At 35.6% G+C, this 15,981-nt stretch carries 12 protein-coding genes; 6 read left to right on the top strand and 6 right to left on the bottom strand.

The window, feature by feature from the left end:
* The first annotated feature begins 54 nt into the window (after positions 1-54).
* The 4 genes from DF185_RS01405 (at position 55) to DF185_RS01390 (ending at position 8,051) form a co-directional block, all read left to right on the top strand.
* The gene (locus DF185_RS01405) at positions 55-2,406 is read left to right on the top strand and encodes a zinc-dependent metalloprotease (RefSeq protein ID WP_110358936.1); all 2,352 of its coding nucleotides are present in this window, start codon (positions 55-57) and stop codon (positions 2,404-2,406) included.
* A gap of 94 nt (positions 2,407-2,500) precedes the next feature.
* Positions 2,501-4,660, top strand: a complete 2,160-nt coding sequence (locus tag DF185_RS01400; RefSeq protein ID WP_110358935.1) for a S46 family peptidase — start codon at positions 2,501-2,503, stop codon at positions 4,658-4,660.
* A gap of 37 nt (positions 4,661-4,697) precedes the next feature.
* Complete coding sequence (locus DF185_RS01395; RefSeq protein ID WP_110358934.1) at positions 4,698-5,528, top strand: hypothetical protein; 831 nt, start codon at positions 4,698-4,700, stop codon at positions 5,526-5,528.
* A 177-nt stretch (positions 5,529-5,705) separates the two neighbouring features.
* Positions 5,706-8,051, top strand: a complete 2,346-nt coding sequence (locus DF185_RS01390; RefSeq protein ID WP_110358933.1) for a TonB-dependent receptor — start codon at positions 5,706-5,708, stop codon at positions 8,049-8,051.
* Between the two features lie 132 nt (positions 8,052-8,183).
* On the opposite strand, the gene DF185_RS01385 is transcribed toward DF185_RS01390, so the two are convergent.
* The 4 genes from DF185_RS01385 to DF185_RS01370 all read right to left on the bottom strand — a co-directional run bounded on the left by DF185_RS01385 (position 8,184) and on the right by DF185_RS01370 (position 13,351).
* A complete protein-coding gene (locus DF185_RS01385) occupies positions 8,184-9,704 on the bottom strand; it encodes a S41 family peptidase (protein WP_110358932.1) in 1,521 nt (506 codons plus the stop codon).
* A 142-nt stretch (positions 9,705-9,846) separates the two neighbouring features.
* Entirely contained in the window at positions 9,847-10,626 is a 780-nt protein-coding gene (locus tag DF185_RS01380; RefSeq protein ID WP_110358931.1) for an AraC family transcriptional regulator, read from the bottom strand.
* Between the two features lie 46 nt (positions 10,627-10,672).
* The gene (locus tag DF185_RS01375; RefSeq protein WP_110358930.1) at positions 10,673-12,661 is read right to left on the bottom strand and encodes a beta-N-acetylhexosaminidase; all 1,989 of its coding nucleotides are present in this window, start codon (positions 12,659-12,661) and stop codon (positions 10,673-10,675) included.
* Between the two features lie 249 nt (positions 12,662-12,910).
* Positions 12,911-13,351: a winged helix-turn-helix transcriptional regulator gene (locus tag DF185_RS01370; protein ID WP_110358929.1), complete on the bottom strand. Its 441-nt coding sequence runs from the start codon at positions 13,349-13,351 to the stop codon at positions 12,911-12,913.
* An 84-nt stretch (positions 13,352-13,435) separates the two neighbouring features.
* Between DF185_RS01370 and DF185_RS01365 the strand changes: the two genes are divergently transcribed.
* On the top strand, positions 13,436-14,440 hold the full coding sequence (locus DF185_RS01365) for an SDR family oxidoreductase (RefSeq protein WP_110358928.1): 1,005 nt from the start codon (positions 13,436-13,438) through the stop codon (positions 14,438-14,440).
* Between the two features lie 297 nt (positions 14,441-14,737).
* Here DF185_RS01365 and DF185_RS01360 read toward each other — a convergent pair whose 3' ends face one another.
* A complete protein-coding gene (locus DF185_RS01360; protein WP_110358927.1) occupies positions 14,738-15,115 on the bottom strand; it encodes a DUF2200 domain-containing protein in 378 nt (125 codons plus the stop codon).
* 58 nt (positions 15,116-15,173) lie between these two features.
* On the opposite strand from DF185_RS01360, the gene DF185_RS24030 reads away from it, so the two are divergent.
* Complete coding sequence (locus tag DF185_RS24030; protein WP_262509972.1) at positions 15,174-15,296, top strand: hypothetical protein; 123 nt, start codon at positions 15,174-15,176, stop codon at positions 15,294-15,296.
* 30 nt (positions 15,297-15,326) lie between these two features.
* On the opposite strand, the gene DF185_RS01355 is transcribed toward DF185_RS24030, so the two are convergent.
* Positions 15,327-15,959, bottom strand: a complete 633-nt coding sequence (locus DF185_RS01355) for a hypothetical protein (RefSeq protein WP_110358926.1) — start codon at positions 15,957-15,959, stop codon at positions 15,327-15,329.
* Positions 15,960-15,981: the final 22 nt, after the last annotated feature.

The raw sequence follows: 15,981 nt of genomic DNA, 5'->3' as shown, positions 1-15,981 counted from the left end.
TTTACCCATTCACTTTAATACAGAAACAACCCACACAATTCTAAATAATAACAAATGTTTCGATTTAAATTATCATTTCTCTTATTGATTCTTGCACTAAGCTTTTCGGCAAGTGCACAAATGAATAATGCAGCATTAGCTAAAAAGTACCAGGCTTTGATAAACAAAGCTAAAGTAAGCGATAGCGGATTTATTAGCACTCATTTAAGCGACAGTAAGCTGTGGCTTGAAATTCCCGATAGCATTATGGGGAGAGATTTGTTAATTGGCAGTAGGGTAGAGGAAATAAGTTCTACAAAAAGTGCTGTTGCAGGTCAAATGATGCACAACCCAATTTTGGTAAGATTCAGCCAGGATGATAAAAATGTATACCTGCACGTAATTAATACTGAAAAAGTAATGAATGCTGAAGATCCAATCAGTATTTCATACGATCGAAACAATGTTCAAACCATTTATACTGCTTTCAAGAAGGAAGCAAGAAACACAAAGAATAGTGCCTCAGTAATTGATGTTACAAAATTCTTTGCTGCACAAATCCCTCAAATTTCTCCTTTTGGAGGAGGAAGTAAAGGGAAATTAATTTCGGAAGCTACAAAAACAACAAGTGCCAGAGCTTATGCTGGCAATGTTGAAATTGTAACTCAAATGGCGTTTATTGGAAAACGTAGTCAATTTATGTGTTCATTGCACCGCTCAATTGTTTTACTTCCCAAAGAACCTATGCGTCCTCGTTTAGCGAGTTCACAAATTAACTACTACGAAGAAGTAAGAAAAGAATTATCATCTGACTATATGGATGTGGAAAGCTACTCATATATTAGAAGATGGAGATTAGAACCTAAAAAAGAAGACATTCAAAATCATAAGAATGGTAAATTGGTTGAACCTAAGAAACCAATTGTATTTTACGTAGACAATTCTATTCCTGAAAAATGGAAACCATATATTAAGGCTGGTATTGAAGATTGGCAAAAGGCATTTGAGAAAATTGGATTCAAGAATGCGATCCTAGCTAAGGATTATCCTGTGAACGATACTTCTTTCCATGCCAACGACTTTACAAACAATTGCTTTAGATACATTACAACAGAAAAGGCCAATGCAATGGGTAACCACTGGATTGATCCTCGTTCAGGAGAAATTCTACAAGGAGATGTGCTATTTTATCACAATGTAATTAGCAAATTGTACCAATGGCGTTTTTCACAAACAGCTGCAAACGATCCTGCCATTAGAGGAAATATGAATGATGTTTCTGATGAAATTATGGGAGAGTTAATTCGTTACGCTGCTGCACATGAGATTGGACACTGTTTGGGAATGAAACACAACTACCGTGCATCCTATGCTTTTCCTGTAGACTCATTACGTTCTGCAAGTTTCACAAAGAAATATGGAACTGCAGCTTCAATTATGGATTATGCTCGAAATAATTACATCGCTCAACCTAAAGACAAAGGTGTGAGTTTAACTCCTCCTTTATTGGGAGTGTACGATTATTTTGCCATTAAATGGGCATACCAACCTATTTATAATGCGAATACACCAGAAGAAGAAAAAGCAACCTTAAACAAGTGGTTCGAGGAGCGCAGTCAAGATGATATGTACCTGTTTGGTGCTAAAAACGGTATGGGCGATGGAACACTAGATCCTTCTGCATTAACAGAATCATTGGGTAATGATGTGATAAAAGCCAGTCGTTATGGAGCAGCAAATACGAAGCAAATCATGAAGAACCTGATTGAATGGTCGGCTGCTGAAGAGCTAGGAGATAAACATCTGCGCTGGATGTACGAAGGAGTAATCAAACAGTACAACAGGTACTTTAAACATGCTGAGGCCAGATTGGGTGGTGTTTACGAATTTGATGTTACCAATAGAACGCATCCTGAAAAATATGTAGCGGTAAGTCGCGACAAACAAAAGGAAGCATTGGATTATATCATGGATGAATTGCTGTCTCAATTTGAATGGATGAAGAGTGAGGATTTAGAGAAAAGATTGGGAGGTCTGGACCGTGAGATCATTACAGCACAAGGAAAAAAGATTAATGACCTGTTGAACAGAGCTGTTTTGGTTAGAATGTATACATGCACAACTGAATCAAAAGATCCATATACAGTAGGTGAATATTTAGCAGACATTACTGATAGATTATTTAATGTATCGACTAAAAAGCAACAAACAGACTGGATGAGAAATATGCAGGTGGAATATGTAAAAGGCCTGCAAAAACTATTGAAAGATAATGCTGATAAAGGTGGTCATGTTTTTAATAATTTAATCATGGCTGACATCAAAGCAGAATTAGAATCTATTAAGAATATTTCGATCAAACGAGCTGAAAAGGGAAATGAAAACATCAAGAAACATTTCACCTTCCTTAAATATATTTTGAACTAAATCATAGTTCAGTAGAGTAAAGAATAAATTGAATTAAAAAGATAATTGATGAATGTAAATTCATCAAACGGGGAGACCTACAACTGAATTTAAAATGCTTAGACTAAAATTATTGTTTATTTGCTTGGTGCTATCAGTAGCATCAGTAAAAGCAGATGAAGGAATGTGGATTCCATCGCTATTGAAAAAATACAATATCAAAGACATGAAAAAGGCAGGATTTAAACTGTCTGCTAAAGATGTTTATGATATCAATAAAATTTGTTTGAAAGATGCTATTGTTGGATTAGGATCGAAGAGTAATCCTACAACTTTCACAGGGAGCGGATCTTTCATTTCTGAAAGTGGATTGGTATTAACCAATCATCACACTGTAGTATCTTATTTGCACAAGCATAGTAGCGAAGAGCATAACTATTTGAGAAATGGTTTTTATGCACAAAACCAACAAGATGAGTTGCCAGCTAAGGGATTAATACTGGCAAGATTGGTTCGAATGCAAGATGTTACCGAGGATCTTTTGAACGGAACAGAGGCCTTGTCGGACATCGAAAAGAGTCGATTAATTGATAAAAGAGCCAAAGAAATTACAGCTAAGGCTAAGGAAGGCAACCATTACCAAACTAAAGTAAAATCTTACTTTGGCGGAACTCAGTTGTTTCTTGAGGTTTATGAGGTGTACAGAGATGTAAGAATTGTTGCAATGCCTCCTTTGTCATTAGGAAAGTTTGGTGGTGAAACTGATAACTGGAAATGGCCTCGTCAATCGGCAGACTTTGCAATACTTCGTGTTTATGCAAACTCTAATAATGAATCCTTAAGATATTCAATTGCAAATGAGCCAATCAAACCAGTGAATCACCTGGAGTTATCATTGAAAGGATATAAAGATGGTGATTTTGCGATGGTTTATGGTTTCCCTGGAAGTACAAAGCAGTACTTAACTTCCAGTGCAATTCAACAAGTGGTTGATGTGAAGAATTATCATGGAATTAAAATTCGTGATGCAAAAATGGGAATCATCAACAATGCTATGGCTAAGAATGAAGATTTATGGTTGAAGTATTCTGATTTTATGGCAAAAACATCGAACCGATTGTTGAGATGGAAAGCAGAGCTTAGAGGAATTGAAAAATTGGACTTGGTTAACCTGAAAAAGAAAGAAGAAGAAACTTTTACGGCTTGGGTAAATTCTTCGGAAGCATTGAAAGCTAAATATGCTGATATTCTTCCTGGTATTGAATCTTGTGTGGCTCGATTAGATACCATCGAAAAGTTAAACATGTATGTTGTAGAAGCTGGTATTAAAGGTGGGAATTTCGTTTCATTTGCTGGTAAATTTGATATGTTGAATGCCATTGCATCACGCAAAAATGTGAACGAAAGACGTTTGAATAAAGAGTTAAGAAGACTTCGAGTTGAGGTGTCGAATTTCTTTAATACTTACGATCTGGAAACAGAAAAGAACTTCTTAAAAACATTTGTGAAGCTTTACGATGAAAATGTTGGAGATAAATACAAACCAGCTCAAATTGTTAAGGCCAGATCAACATACAATGGCGATTTTGATAAATATATTGATGATGCTTTTGCTAAGTCCTTGTTTGCTTCAAAAAAGAGCTTGAACGAATTCTTAAAGTATTTTAGCAAAGAAGATGTTAAGACGTTAACGAATGATCCTGTATTCGATTTGTGTTTGAGCTATTTCCTAATCAATAAGGATATGGTGTATGGTCAACGTGCTAAAATCAGAAAAGAGTATGGTAAATTCCACAAAAGATACTTACAGGCTAATAAGGAAATGAAGGCTGGACAAAAGATTATTGCTGACGCCAACAGAAGTCTTCGCGTTTCTTACGGTAACATCATAGGAATTAAGGATAATGGAGAAGAGTTTGCAGCTGTATCAACCTTAAATGAACTGATTGTCAAGAATCAGAAAGATGCAAAAACTTATGCGGTACCTGATGGTTATGCTGAAGCAGTGAATAAGGCCATCAAGGAATCGAAAACTCCAATCCCTACTTGTTTTATCAGCAATTGTCATACTACAGGAGGAAATTCAGGTAGTCCTGTTTTAGATGCCAAAGGAAGATTAATCGGTTTGAACTTCGATAGTGCAGGTAATGGTTTAGTAGGCGATTACAAGTTTATGCCTGAACTTACTCGTCAGATCTCTGTTGACATTCGCTATGTGCGATTTGTATTGGAACATCAACTAAAAGCAAAGACTTTGTTGGAGGAGTGGAAGTAATACTTTGACGAAACTTATGAAATAAAAACATTTACTTATGAAACATTCACATTATCTAATCTCGATTGTTCTGCTGTTATCAGCATGTAATTCGAATGATCAGGAATCCTATATTGCACAGTTTAAAGCTGATTTTGATAATGAAATCAACAATTATCAAGTGAGTGCACAGGATTCTGCTCGACTTCTTAACGCGAACAAGCAAAGTATTGAGGAATTCAGAACAGAAAAGATTGCCAACGACCGTTTTTACATTGAAAATTACTCATGGTACCAATTGGGTAAAAATCTGATGTTATCACCTGAGGAAGCGAAAATGGAAGCCAACAAATATGGTTTTGAGCGTCCATATTATTTTCTTGAGTTTCTAAAAAGCGATACAACCAAGGGACCAGTAAAAAAGCAGGCATTGAATGATGTACGTAATCGCTTGTACCAAAAACATAGAAAGGACTCGGTTGAGATCTATGCTTGCATTGCCAAAGATTTGTTTCATGCTGTGAAAAGACATGAGAAATATGAATACTATTTCTTTTTGAAAGTGGATTTCGAAAAAGTGAAAAATGCTAGTGATAAACAGAAGAAAGTAGCTGCACAAATGACGCAAGGGGCATTCAAAAGGTTATTGGAAAAAACAGTTGTAAAAGACAATCTCTATCATATCACTATTAAAAAAGGAGAGGAGATAGGTATTTCTGAAGATTTGTTTCTACTTGGAAAAGGATTGTTAGATGAGTCGAATCAAGGATTTATCAAGATGAGAAAAACTCAGCCTAATTATATGATGGATTTAGATCCTAGCCAAGCAAGATTGGTAAATTTTGATTGGGATAGTGCATATAGTTTTTACAAAAGATATGTGAAGTAATAAAAAGCATTAGGTATTCTAATTGTTGGTTATTAGAACATCTGATTTAGTTAGTGTTATCGAAAAGAGCCCTTACCAGGGGCTCTTTTTTTTTGTTTAAATGATAAATAAAAGAAAACATATTCATATCTTAATTGTTTGTATAGATAAGTAAGAATAAAGATTTATATAACTAAAATGAGAAAGCTACTATCCATCCTCTTTATATTATTAACTATTAATGCTTATTCGCAAATCAGTACCTCTATTACTGGATATGTAACAGATGAATCAGGAATGGCTTTAATTGGTGCATCAGTTTATCTTGAAAACACAACACAAGGAGCCATTACCAATGAAAATGGTTATTTCCAGATCACAAAAGTAAAGCCCGGATCCTATAATTTGGTAGCAAGCTATTTGGGTTACAAAAGCCAAACTCGCTACAATATTGATATCAAATCGGTAGGAAACCAAGAATATAATTTTGTATTGGAGGAAGCCTCAACCAATCTTTCAGAAATAGTTATTTCCAATCAGAATAAGATTACAAGACCAAGGGAAACGCCACTTTCAACACAAAGATTGTCAGCTGTTGAAATTGCCACTTATCCAGGAGGAAATAATGATGTGGTGCGTGTGGCACAAACATTTCCAGGAATATCTCCGTCACCAGGAGGATTTCGAAATGATCTGATCATTCGAGGGGGAGCACCCAATGAATCGGTTTATTATTTGGATGGAATAGAGATTCCCAATATCAATCACTTTAGCACACAAGGAAGTTCGGGTGGTCCGGTTGGGATGTTGAATGTATCCTTTATTGATGATGTAATGCTTTCTACTTCAGCATTTGGTAGTCAGTATGATAATGCACTATCGGGAGTGTTGCAGTTCAGTCAAAGAGAAGGAAGTCGATCTTCCTATCATACCAATTTTCGATTGAGCGCCAGCGAGGCTGCCTTAACTCATGAAGGTCCACTGTTTAAAAAGGGAAAAGAGCAGAGCAAAACCAGTTATATGGTTTCTGTGCGACGTTCATACCTTCAGTTTTTATTCGAACTGATAGGTTTACCAATACGTCCCGACTATTGGGATTACCAATACAAAGTCACACATAGAATTGACAAATACAATACCTTAAATTTAATTGGTTTGGGATCGATTGATGATTTTGCAGTTGATGACAGTGGAGATATTGAAGGAGATGAACTATCCATATTAGAGCAAGCTCCTTTTATCGAGCAGCAGAGTAATACCATCGGTTTAAGCTGGAGGCATCGATTTAAAACAGGCAAAGGTTTCATGCAAACCAGTATCAGCAATAATGTTTTGAAGAACGATTTCTCACGTTATGAAGACAATCGAAATCAAAGCGGTTTGTACTTTAGGAATGATTCGCGTGAAACAGAAACCAAGCTTCATTGGGCAATAACATCCTTTAAGAATGATTGGAAGTTTCAAACCGGTTTAAATCTACAGTACAGCGATTACAAAAACAAAACCTTTGATTTGAACGATAATTATGCCTACGAAACTGAAATAGATTTCATGAAATATGGAGGTTTTGCCAACATCACGCGAAGCTTTCTGGATGAGCGATTGGATCTTTCTTTCGGCTTGCGCATGGATGGCGATAGTTTTACCAATGGAAATTCCTTGCTTTCAACCTTATCACCACGGATGGCTTTATCCTACGAGTTTGTTGATGATTGGAAATTGAAAGCATCGGTAGGGAGATATTACAAAATTGCACCTTATACCATACTGGGATACCAGGAAAATGGAAACTTTGTGAACAAAGATGCCGATTACACCAGGAGTGATCATTTTGTGCTTGGGCTGGAAAGAATACTGGGACCAGCGGCCAGCATTAGTTTGGAAGCATTTTACAAGAAATACGAGGATTATCCGGTATCCATAGTCGATCAGGTATCTCTCGCCAATAAAGGCGCAGATTTCGAGGTGCTGGGTAACGAAGCGGTAGAGACGGTTGGAAAAGGCAGAAGTTATGGATTGGAATTGCAGTTTCAGCAAAAGCTAAGCAAGCGCTTCTACGGATTGTTTGCCTATACCTTTTTCTATAGCGAGTTTACAGGTTTCGACCGAAGTAAATATTTGCCATCGGTATGGGACAGTCGTCATTTGTTGTCATTTACAGGAGGATACAAGCTTAAGAAAAACTGGGAAATTAGTGCACGTTACCGTTTTGCAGGAGAAACACCAATTGTTCCAACCAATCTGGATGAAACTTTGAATCGTTATCCCGAAATAGTTTTGGATTACAGCAGAATGGGAGAGGATAAACTGGGTGTTTTCAGCGAGCTGGATGTACGAATTGATAAAAAGTACAACTTCAAGAAACTATCCCTGGAGTTTTTCCTTGAGATTCAAAACTTACTCATGCACAAAACACCTGAAGCACCTGAGTACATTCTGGCAAGAGATGAGAATGGAGAGATTGCGGAGCCTAGAAGCCTGGAACAGGTGGTAGAAGAGGAAGGATCACCTATTCCTACCATTGGTATTGTAATTGATTTTTAGTTTAGGAAGAGCTTCCTAATTCTTTTCATATTTTGAGGATAATACATATAGACCGCATAAATGCGGTCTTTTCAAAAGCTGAATACATTTAGTGAAAAATCTACGGCATTGCCTCGGATTTTTTACACTTTTTTATTTTCCTGCTCTCTTTTCGATCAAATCAAGAGTAAAGTTCATTTGTGAATCTGTATGGTTTAAATAATCAGAATAGGATTGACTAACAATGTAATCAGGAATAATTCCCTTGTTATAAATTTGATTGTTTTTTACAGGTACATCTTGCTCTAAATTAACTATCGAAAAGGATGTTTTAATTTTAGATTTAGGCAATGAATATTCCATCGGCACATGTCCGTTGTGTCCGTAGTAGCCACCCATTGTTTCTTCTCCAATTACAGTAGTATTTTCATTTCCTGCTACCATTGCCGCAAACATACTTCCTGCTGATGCAACTCGAGGACTTATGAGTAGATAGATATTTCCCTTGAATGCATTCTTATGGGGTTTTCTTATCTTATGATCTTCACTCAATGAACCTTGGTAAAATCGATTATCTTTTACTTCATAAAATTCTTCTCGCAACATTTTATTGTATTTCCCAACTCCTATCGGTCTTAAGATGGCTGGAATTTTTGAATTGATATGCTTAAGGTAAGGAATCTTATTAAAGCTAATCCAAGCCTGTTTGTTTTCCTGAAAATTCCTTTGTGTTAGAAATGAATAGGTAAGCAAATCGTTCGGATCCGTCCCGCCACCATTATGACGAATATCAACAATTAAATTTTTTAGATTGTCTTTCTTGATTGAAGCAAAAATACTGTCTAGAAAGTTCACATATCTTAAATGCATTTTGCTTTTACTATTTCCCAAGGCAAAACTATTTATCCTTAGCACTCCTATATCTTTATCTATTTTATTGTAAGTATAAGTTTCATTTTCTTTCCAATCTTTGTAGTCATATTGATCAAAAGTATTAGAGTATCTTTTCTTTACGTTGTTGTAATAATCAATGAGTCCAATGCTTTTTAGTACTGCTCTTTTTTCTATTGTTGAATCTTTTGCCAAGTAGGTAACACTAAATGAATCCATCAATCCATAATTCAATCGATAATACTTACTAAAATTGATGGTTATACCTATGCGTTTTCCTGTGGTGTTTGTTCCGTCGGTTGTATAATATTTATAGGTGTTTTTGATAATTTCCTGAATGTTCTCATTGTTAATACTTATGATTTCGGCACCCAGGGGTATTTCTTCATTAATAGAGTTGATGATCCATTTCCCTTCAATCCATTTTATGGGGTAAGGAAAATAGCCGTAAGTTTCTTTAGGCAAACTTTTGCGATATTTTTTAGGCAAATAAGTGTCGTTATGCAGACTTCCTTCAAAATCGGTGAGATGACAAATTATATTGTAAAAATCACCGTATGTAGAAGATTTCTCAATTTCTTTTTCAGCCCACTTGTAAATACTGTCGATTTGTTCTTTTGTTCGGTATTTGTACAATCCCGAATTTGCTTTTACTCGTATGTTCCTGAATACCTCCAAATCTTTCCGCATTTTCTTTTGCGAGAATGCATCATTAATAGATTGAGAAAATGTAACAAGGGAGATCATCACAAAAAGATGTACGAGAAAAATTACCTTACTCATTCTGTATATTTTTTTTAATACTGCTGATATTTTTTACAAATTCAAATTAATTAAAAGCTCCTTTTAATTTACTGTTTTATTTGTCCGCAGGTACAAAGATGCTAAGGCTAATAAAAAAAAACTTGTACAATCTTGGTGATTTTTATAGCTGTCGTTTGTAATCACTTGGTGAAACACCTATAAACCTTTTAAAGTGTCTGGAAAAGTGTGCTTGATCCGAAAAATTCAATTGATAGGCAAGCTGAGTAAGATTCAAATCTTTGGTGATTATTTTTTTAGCTAGAAAGGTTTTCTTCATCAACACGTAATTGATCGGAGAAAGACCAATTTTTAATCTAAATTCTTTGGCAAAACTGAATTTATCCATTCCCATATATCTTGCGAGAAAATCCAGACTAATCTTTTGCTCTAAATGCTTGTCTATCCAATGTGTCAAATTCTTCCATTTTTCATTGGAGTAATTGGCATCTTCAGCTACAGGTTTGGTTTGGACATCAAACCCAATTAATAAATTCAGCAGATTCTTTTCTAAGTCTGCTGAATTTTTAGCTTCTAAATTCTTGATAACAGCAGAGAAAAGTTCCAACTGCTTCTTCTGAACAAATTGTTGGTGCTGGAAATTCACCTTCTTTTTTTTCAGCAGTGAATCTACCAAATCTGGCGATACATATAGGGTTGTAAAACTATTTTCAGAACTATCCTCTATTTTTGGATTAGAATGAATTTCGTATGGATTGTTAATAGAAATGTGTCCCTTTTCAGTATAGATGACATTGTCTCCCATTTTTATGGCTTCCATTCCATTTTCGATAAGAGATATGCAAAAAGTATCGTGATAATGCTCAGGAAAATCATTTTTCTGATTCACTACTTTGAGCGATTCAATGCCGTCTAAGTCTGATATTTTATTTCTTTTTTCCATTCGTTATAATTGATTCATCTTGATCACACGGGAATAGTAAGTCTATCTAATGATCTTTATTCTCCCTTGCTTTTAATTGCTTAATTATTCCTGGAAATACATCATCTTTTTGAGAACCAAAATGTTCTAAAGGACAGATCATTTGTAAGTTCTCACTTCCAACAAGCATATTATCAACAAACAAACTTGTTTTTCCTTTTTCTCCAACAATCTTGATATTCACTTCTTTATCTACAGGCAATTGGTAATCAAAAACGATAGCTTGTGGTCTATGAGAAGTTAATGGACTTTCTCCTTCGGTTTGATTGGCCCTAACAATTGCAAAACCTAGCTTGCTGATCACCTTCTTATCTTTTTTAAAATCAAATTGAAGCTGTGTATAGATTGTTGCTTCTTTTGAGCAAATCAAAAGCTCATTCCCTTCTGCCGATTTCTTTCTTTTCAATGTCATCTCAAGAGACCAAGGGTATTCCAGGTATTTTTTATCAGAATCAATTTTGATGTGTTTCTTCTTTGTAAGATCCAGTTCCTTTTCGAGCTCACAAAATGTTTTTTCTTCTGCCGAAGAGCGATTTAATATTTGTGTATTCGGAATTTCTAAGACCTGATCCATTCTCTTTTGGAACTGCAGGTAATCATCACTTCCTTTGGTTCCCCACATTTTTTCCGAGAATGTTACAATTGTTGGAAGACTATGACGCGCAATTTCAGACGTAGTATATCCTGTAGGGCCAAAATCGTTCCAAATGTGCATTTTACTTCCCATTAAACCTCGACTCCCTTTTGAAAGGTTTTGTTCTGCTTTATCGCTAAAGATCTCAGGGGTCCATTTTTCGTAGATGAACTGATTATCCACCCCATAGTAAGGAGCACCTGGAACGATATAAGTATAGAAATGCGTAGAATTGATAAAGTGATACCCTTTTTCCGATTTGTCTTGAGCATCACTGGTTTCCCACATATCAATAATGATGTCTTTGTCAATTTCCGTATCTCCTGGCATGTGTTCAAAGCCCGACCAAATGCGGGTGGTTTTTCCGTGCCTCTTTACTACCTTGTTAAAATGATTGATGTATTTTCTAAATGTATTTCCGATTACATACTTCACAGAATCATCTTTTATCCTGTGGATACGATACTCATCGGTTCCCAAATGAAAATCCGGAGCATAAAAGTGAGGGATCACTTCGCCTAGGATTTCTTCCATAAAAACATAGGTGTCAGGATTTGTAATGTCCAAATAGTTGGGACTAAGTCTGTCGCTTTTCAGATCAGGTCTGATATTGGTAAAGGCCAGGGAGTGACCCGGAGAGTCAATTTCAGGAGTGATGGTGATGCCATAGGAAGCTGCGAATTCTTGCAGTTCATCTATTTCGTCCCAGGTGTAATGTCCATCCTTTGCTGTTAGTTCCGGATACAATTTGCTCTCTAAACGATAGGCACTATATCCGCCCCATGAATTGTCGCTCAGGTGTAAATGGAACTCATTCATCTTTACCCAAGCCATAATTCGGATAAAATCTTTGATCTCATCAATGGTAAAAAACTTTCGGGCAACGTCTAAAAGAACCATTCTCTTTTCATAGGATGGATAATCTTTTACAATCCCTTTGGGAAGCTGTTTTTTGTATTTGTTTTGCGCCAATAGTTGTAATAGGCTTCGTGTAGCATATACCATACCACTGTACGAGCTAGCTACTATTGTTGATTTTTGATCAAAACGAATTTCATATGCATTGCTTGCATCCTGAAGCTCTTTGTAATTGCTGTCAAAAACTAATGTTAAGGTATTCTCATCGGCTTGTTGGCTTAAATGAACACCTACAGACTGTAGTTCCGTTTTAAAGCGTTCCAATAAAAGAGTTTGCTTTGGACTGGTGTTATCTGGCCATTGAACCATTATGGTTTCAAATGGGATTTCTTCATTTAAATACTTCCATTCTTGTACAGCAGGTATTACATTGAGCTGTTGTTGGGCCATACCTAATATTGAGCAGAGCATCAATATGGCCAGACTTAGGGTTTTGTTTTTCATTATTGGGTTGAGTTTATGGTTGGGTATTGCAATTAATAGGTGTAATTGTATTTAATTACCCATGTGGGTAGCTATTGTACACTTATTAATTATCAGCTTGTGAATGTACAAAACAATAATCCCAATACAAAGGCATTATATTTATTTAAGATGGGTGAAGGGAGAGATTCGCTACCACACAAGTTTCCTCACCTGGTTAAATTTCCTGTTGGTGCATGATACTATCCGCACCAACAGTGGGATTGATTCTTATTTTGTGTTTAAAAGTGCTTCTTTGTGTTTTAAATAATTATCAGTAACCTGCTTGAAGGCTTCTTCTTTGTTTGCTTCTGCCCATTCTAACTTTTCATCTAAGTTCAAATCGGGATTAAACTCAATAACTTCATGTTTACTCCAGAATGTAAGTTCCATTAAAACAGGTATCAGCGATAATCCTCTTTGATTTAAGGTATAGATGTTGGTTTTTCTATTTGTAGGAAGTTTTTGTTTCTCAATTATCCCAAAATCTTCAAGCATTTTTAATCGTGTAGTTAAAATATTTGTGGCAATAGATTCCGGACTTTGAGCAAAATCCTTAAATGTGCTTTTTCCCTCAAAAAGCATTTGTTTAATCAAGACCAAAGACCATTTATCTCCGATTATATCTAGAGCAGAGGTGATTGGACACTTGCAACGAAAAAAGTTTTTCATGTTTTTTTAATTTATTACTTGCAAAACAAAAGTAATAAATATATTTTTGCTTGCAAAATGAAAGTAATAATAAATAACATACACATGAAAAAAGTATTATTAACCGGAATATCCGGATATATTGGACTGCACTGTGCAGTTGAGTTGTTAAAAGAGGGTTATGCTGTTAAAGGCTCGGTAAGAAGTTTATCGAAAGCTGAAGATGTTACAAACACAATTACAAAGTTCATTGACCCCAAAGGAGCTTTAGAGTTTTGCGAGTTGGATTTGCTAAAATCTGAGGGCTGGGAAGAAGCTGTATCGGATTGTGATTTTGTAATGCACGTTGCATCTCCGTTTTTTTCAAAAATACCCAAAGATGAAAATGAACTGATAAAACCAGCTGTAGAAGGAACCTTAAACGCTTTGAAGGCTGCCAACAAAGCAGGGATTAAACGTGTGGTGTTGACATCTTCTATGGTGGCTATGCTAGGAGAGGTTACAGGTGATGAAAATATCAATGACAACAGTTGGACAAATGTAAATGCGAAAAATGCCACGGCCTATTTAAAGAGTAAAACACTTGCCGAGAAAAGTGCCTGGGAGTTCGTGAAAGATAAAGACATGGAATTGGTTACCATTCACCCGGGACCTGTTTATGGTCCTACTCTTTCTGGTAATTTGTCTGGAGAATCCATGACCCTGATAAAAAGAATTATTACCGGAGAATTAAAACAAATGATCCACGCAAGTATCAATATGTCTGATGTTAGAGATGTTGCTAAAATTCACGTTATGGCCCTGGAGAATGAGCAGGCCGCAAACCAACGTTTCATCGTAGCCACAGATGTAGCCTATTCCTTTAAAGAATTAGCAACAACTTTAAAATTGAATGGTTATAATAAAGTTGCAACTATGCTTGCTCCAAATTTCATGGTTAAGTTTTTGGCCAATTTTAGTAGCGAAATGAAAGGGATGATGCCATATGTTGGAAAAAAATATGAAGGCAGCATAAGTAGCACAAAAGACATTTTTAATTGGAAACCGATTCCTTTCGATAAGATGATTTTAGATACTGCAAAGTCGGTAAGTGGTTTTTTGAACATGTAATCCCTGCAGCAATTAGAGGCTTAGAAATAGTAAAGAGGATGTCCAAAAAGTTCAATATTATTGTCATTCTGATCCCGAAGGTTCGGGAGAAGAATCTGTCCCTTTGATAAACAGATGTTTCACTTCATTCAACATGACATTATATTCGATTGAACTTACTTTTTGGACATCCTCTTTACTGTTTGCTCATTTTAGGCATAAGAATTCTTCTCTTGTAATCTCATAAGCATACACCTGCATGGTAAGAAATTTGATGGTCCCTTTCATGCCATTTTTACCTGATGTAGGCTCAGGTTTTTATTTCTTCTCTTCCCGTAAAATTTTCTCCATTTTACGACCTCTGGCCAATTCGTCAATCAGCTTTTCCATTTGTCTACATTGTCTGTACAGTTCAAATTCATCCTCGATTTCTTCAATTCGATAGCCACAAACAACTCCTTTAATCATGTGCGCGTTGGGATGTATTTTAGCTCTTTGAAAAAAGGTTTCGAATGTTACCTTCTCATCAATAAGTTCTTGCAATTTCTGTTCATCAAAACCAGTAAACCATTCTATTACCTGGTTGAGTTCTTCTTTTGTTCGGCCATTCTTTACCAACCTATCCAGGTAAAGTGGATAAATGCTTGCAAAGATCATTTTGGCAACTTGTTCATTCTTTTTGGCGGTGACTTTCATGTTATAGTATTTGAATCAATAGCTGACACAGTTTTGTGCATTTGTGCAATACTTGTCTGTGAATTTACAAAACAATAAAGCCATTGCAAAGGCATTCTATCTATTTAAAATTGGTGATGGGAGAGACCTGCTATTGCGTGAGTTCCTTTGTATGGGAAAATTTACCAATGGAATGCGATAAAATTACGCATCTTATGGAGGCGCTGTATTATTAATTATTTCGGGTAAATTTATCAAAATCAAACCCTTGTAAATAAGAAATTTTCCATTTCTCATTTTCCTTTGTCACTCTTACTTTGTAATTAAAACCTTTACTCCAGTCTGATTGTCCCCATGTCCATGTCAGACTTGCATCAAATTGATTTATTTCGATAAAAGTAATTTCAATTTTATTCCAATGCTCAGCATATGGTTCATCTTGACAGTTACACCAAGGGTTACTTCCATTTCCATAGGGAGGCATATCTCCGGCGAACCATTCCATTTCTTTCAATTTGAATTTTTTATCTAATGTTTTAACTATTTTTTGATAATTGCTCAAGAATTCTTCAGATAACAGTTTTGTCTTCCTAAACATGTCAATAAATTCAAGACTTTTAATGGTGTCGAAACCAATAACTTTTTCTTCAATTTCATCGGTTATTGCAAGTTGTCCAATCGTAATTTGATTATTTGCCTCCCATTTGTAAAGTTGCCTTATCAATTCTAGAATTTCTTTCTTGTCATTGGATTCATCAAAAGCTTCAGTTTTCTCAAGTGCCGTGTTAGTTGCTGCATTACTTTTCTGACTGCAATTGCTTAAGATTATTCCATTTATTAAAACTAATAGTACTATATATTTCATTGCATTTAATTTTTTACCCTAC

Source organism: Marinifilum breve, from assembly GCF_003202155.1.
Classification (GTDB): Bacteria; Bacteroidota; Bacteroidia; order Bacteroidales; family Marinifilaceae; genus Marinifilum; species Marinifilum breve.
The sequence above is the reverse complement of the archived record's forward strand: the minus strand, read 5'-3'. Positions and strand labels throughout refer to the sequence as shown.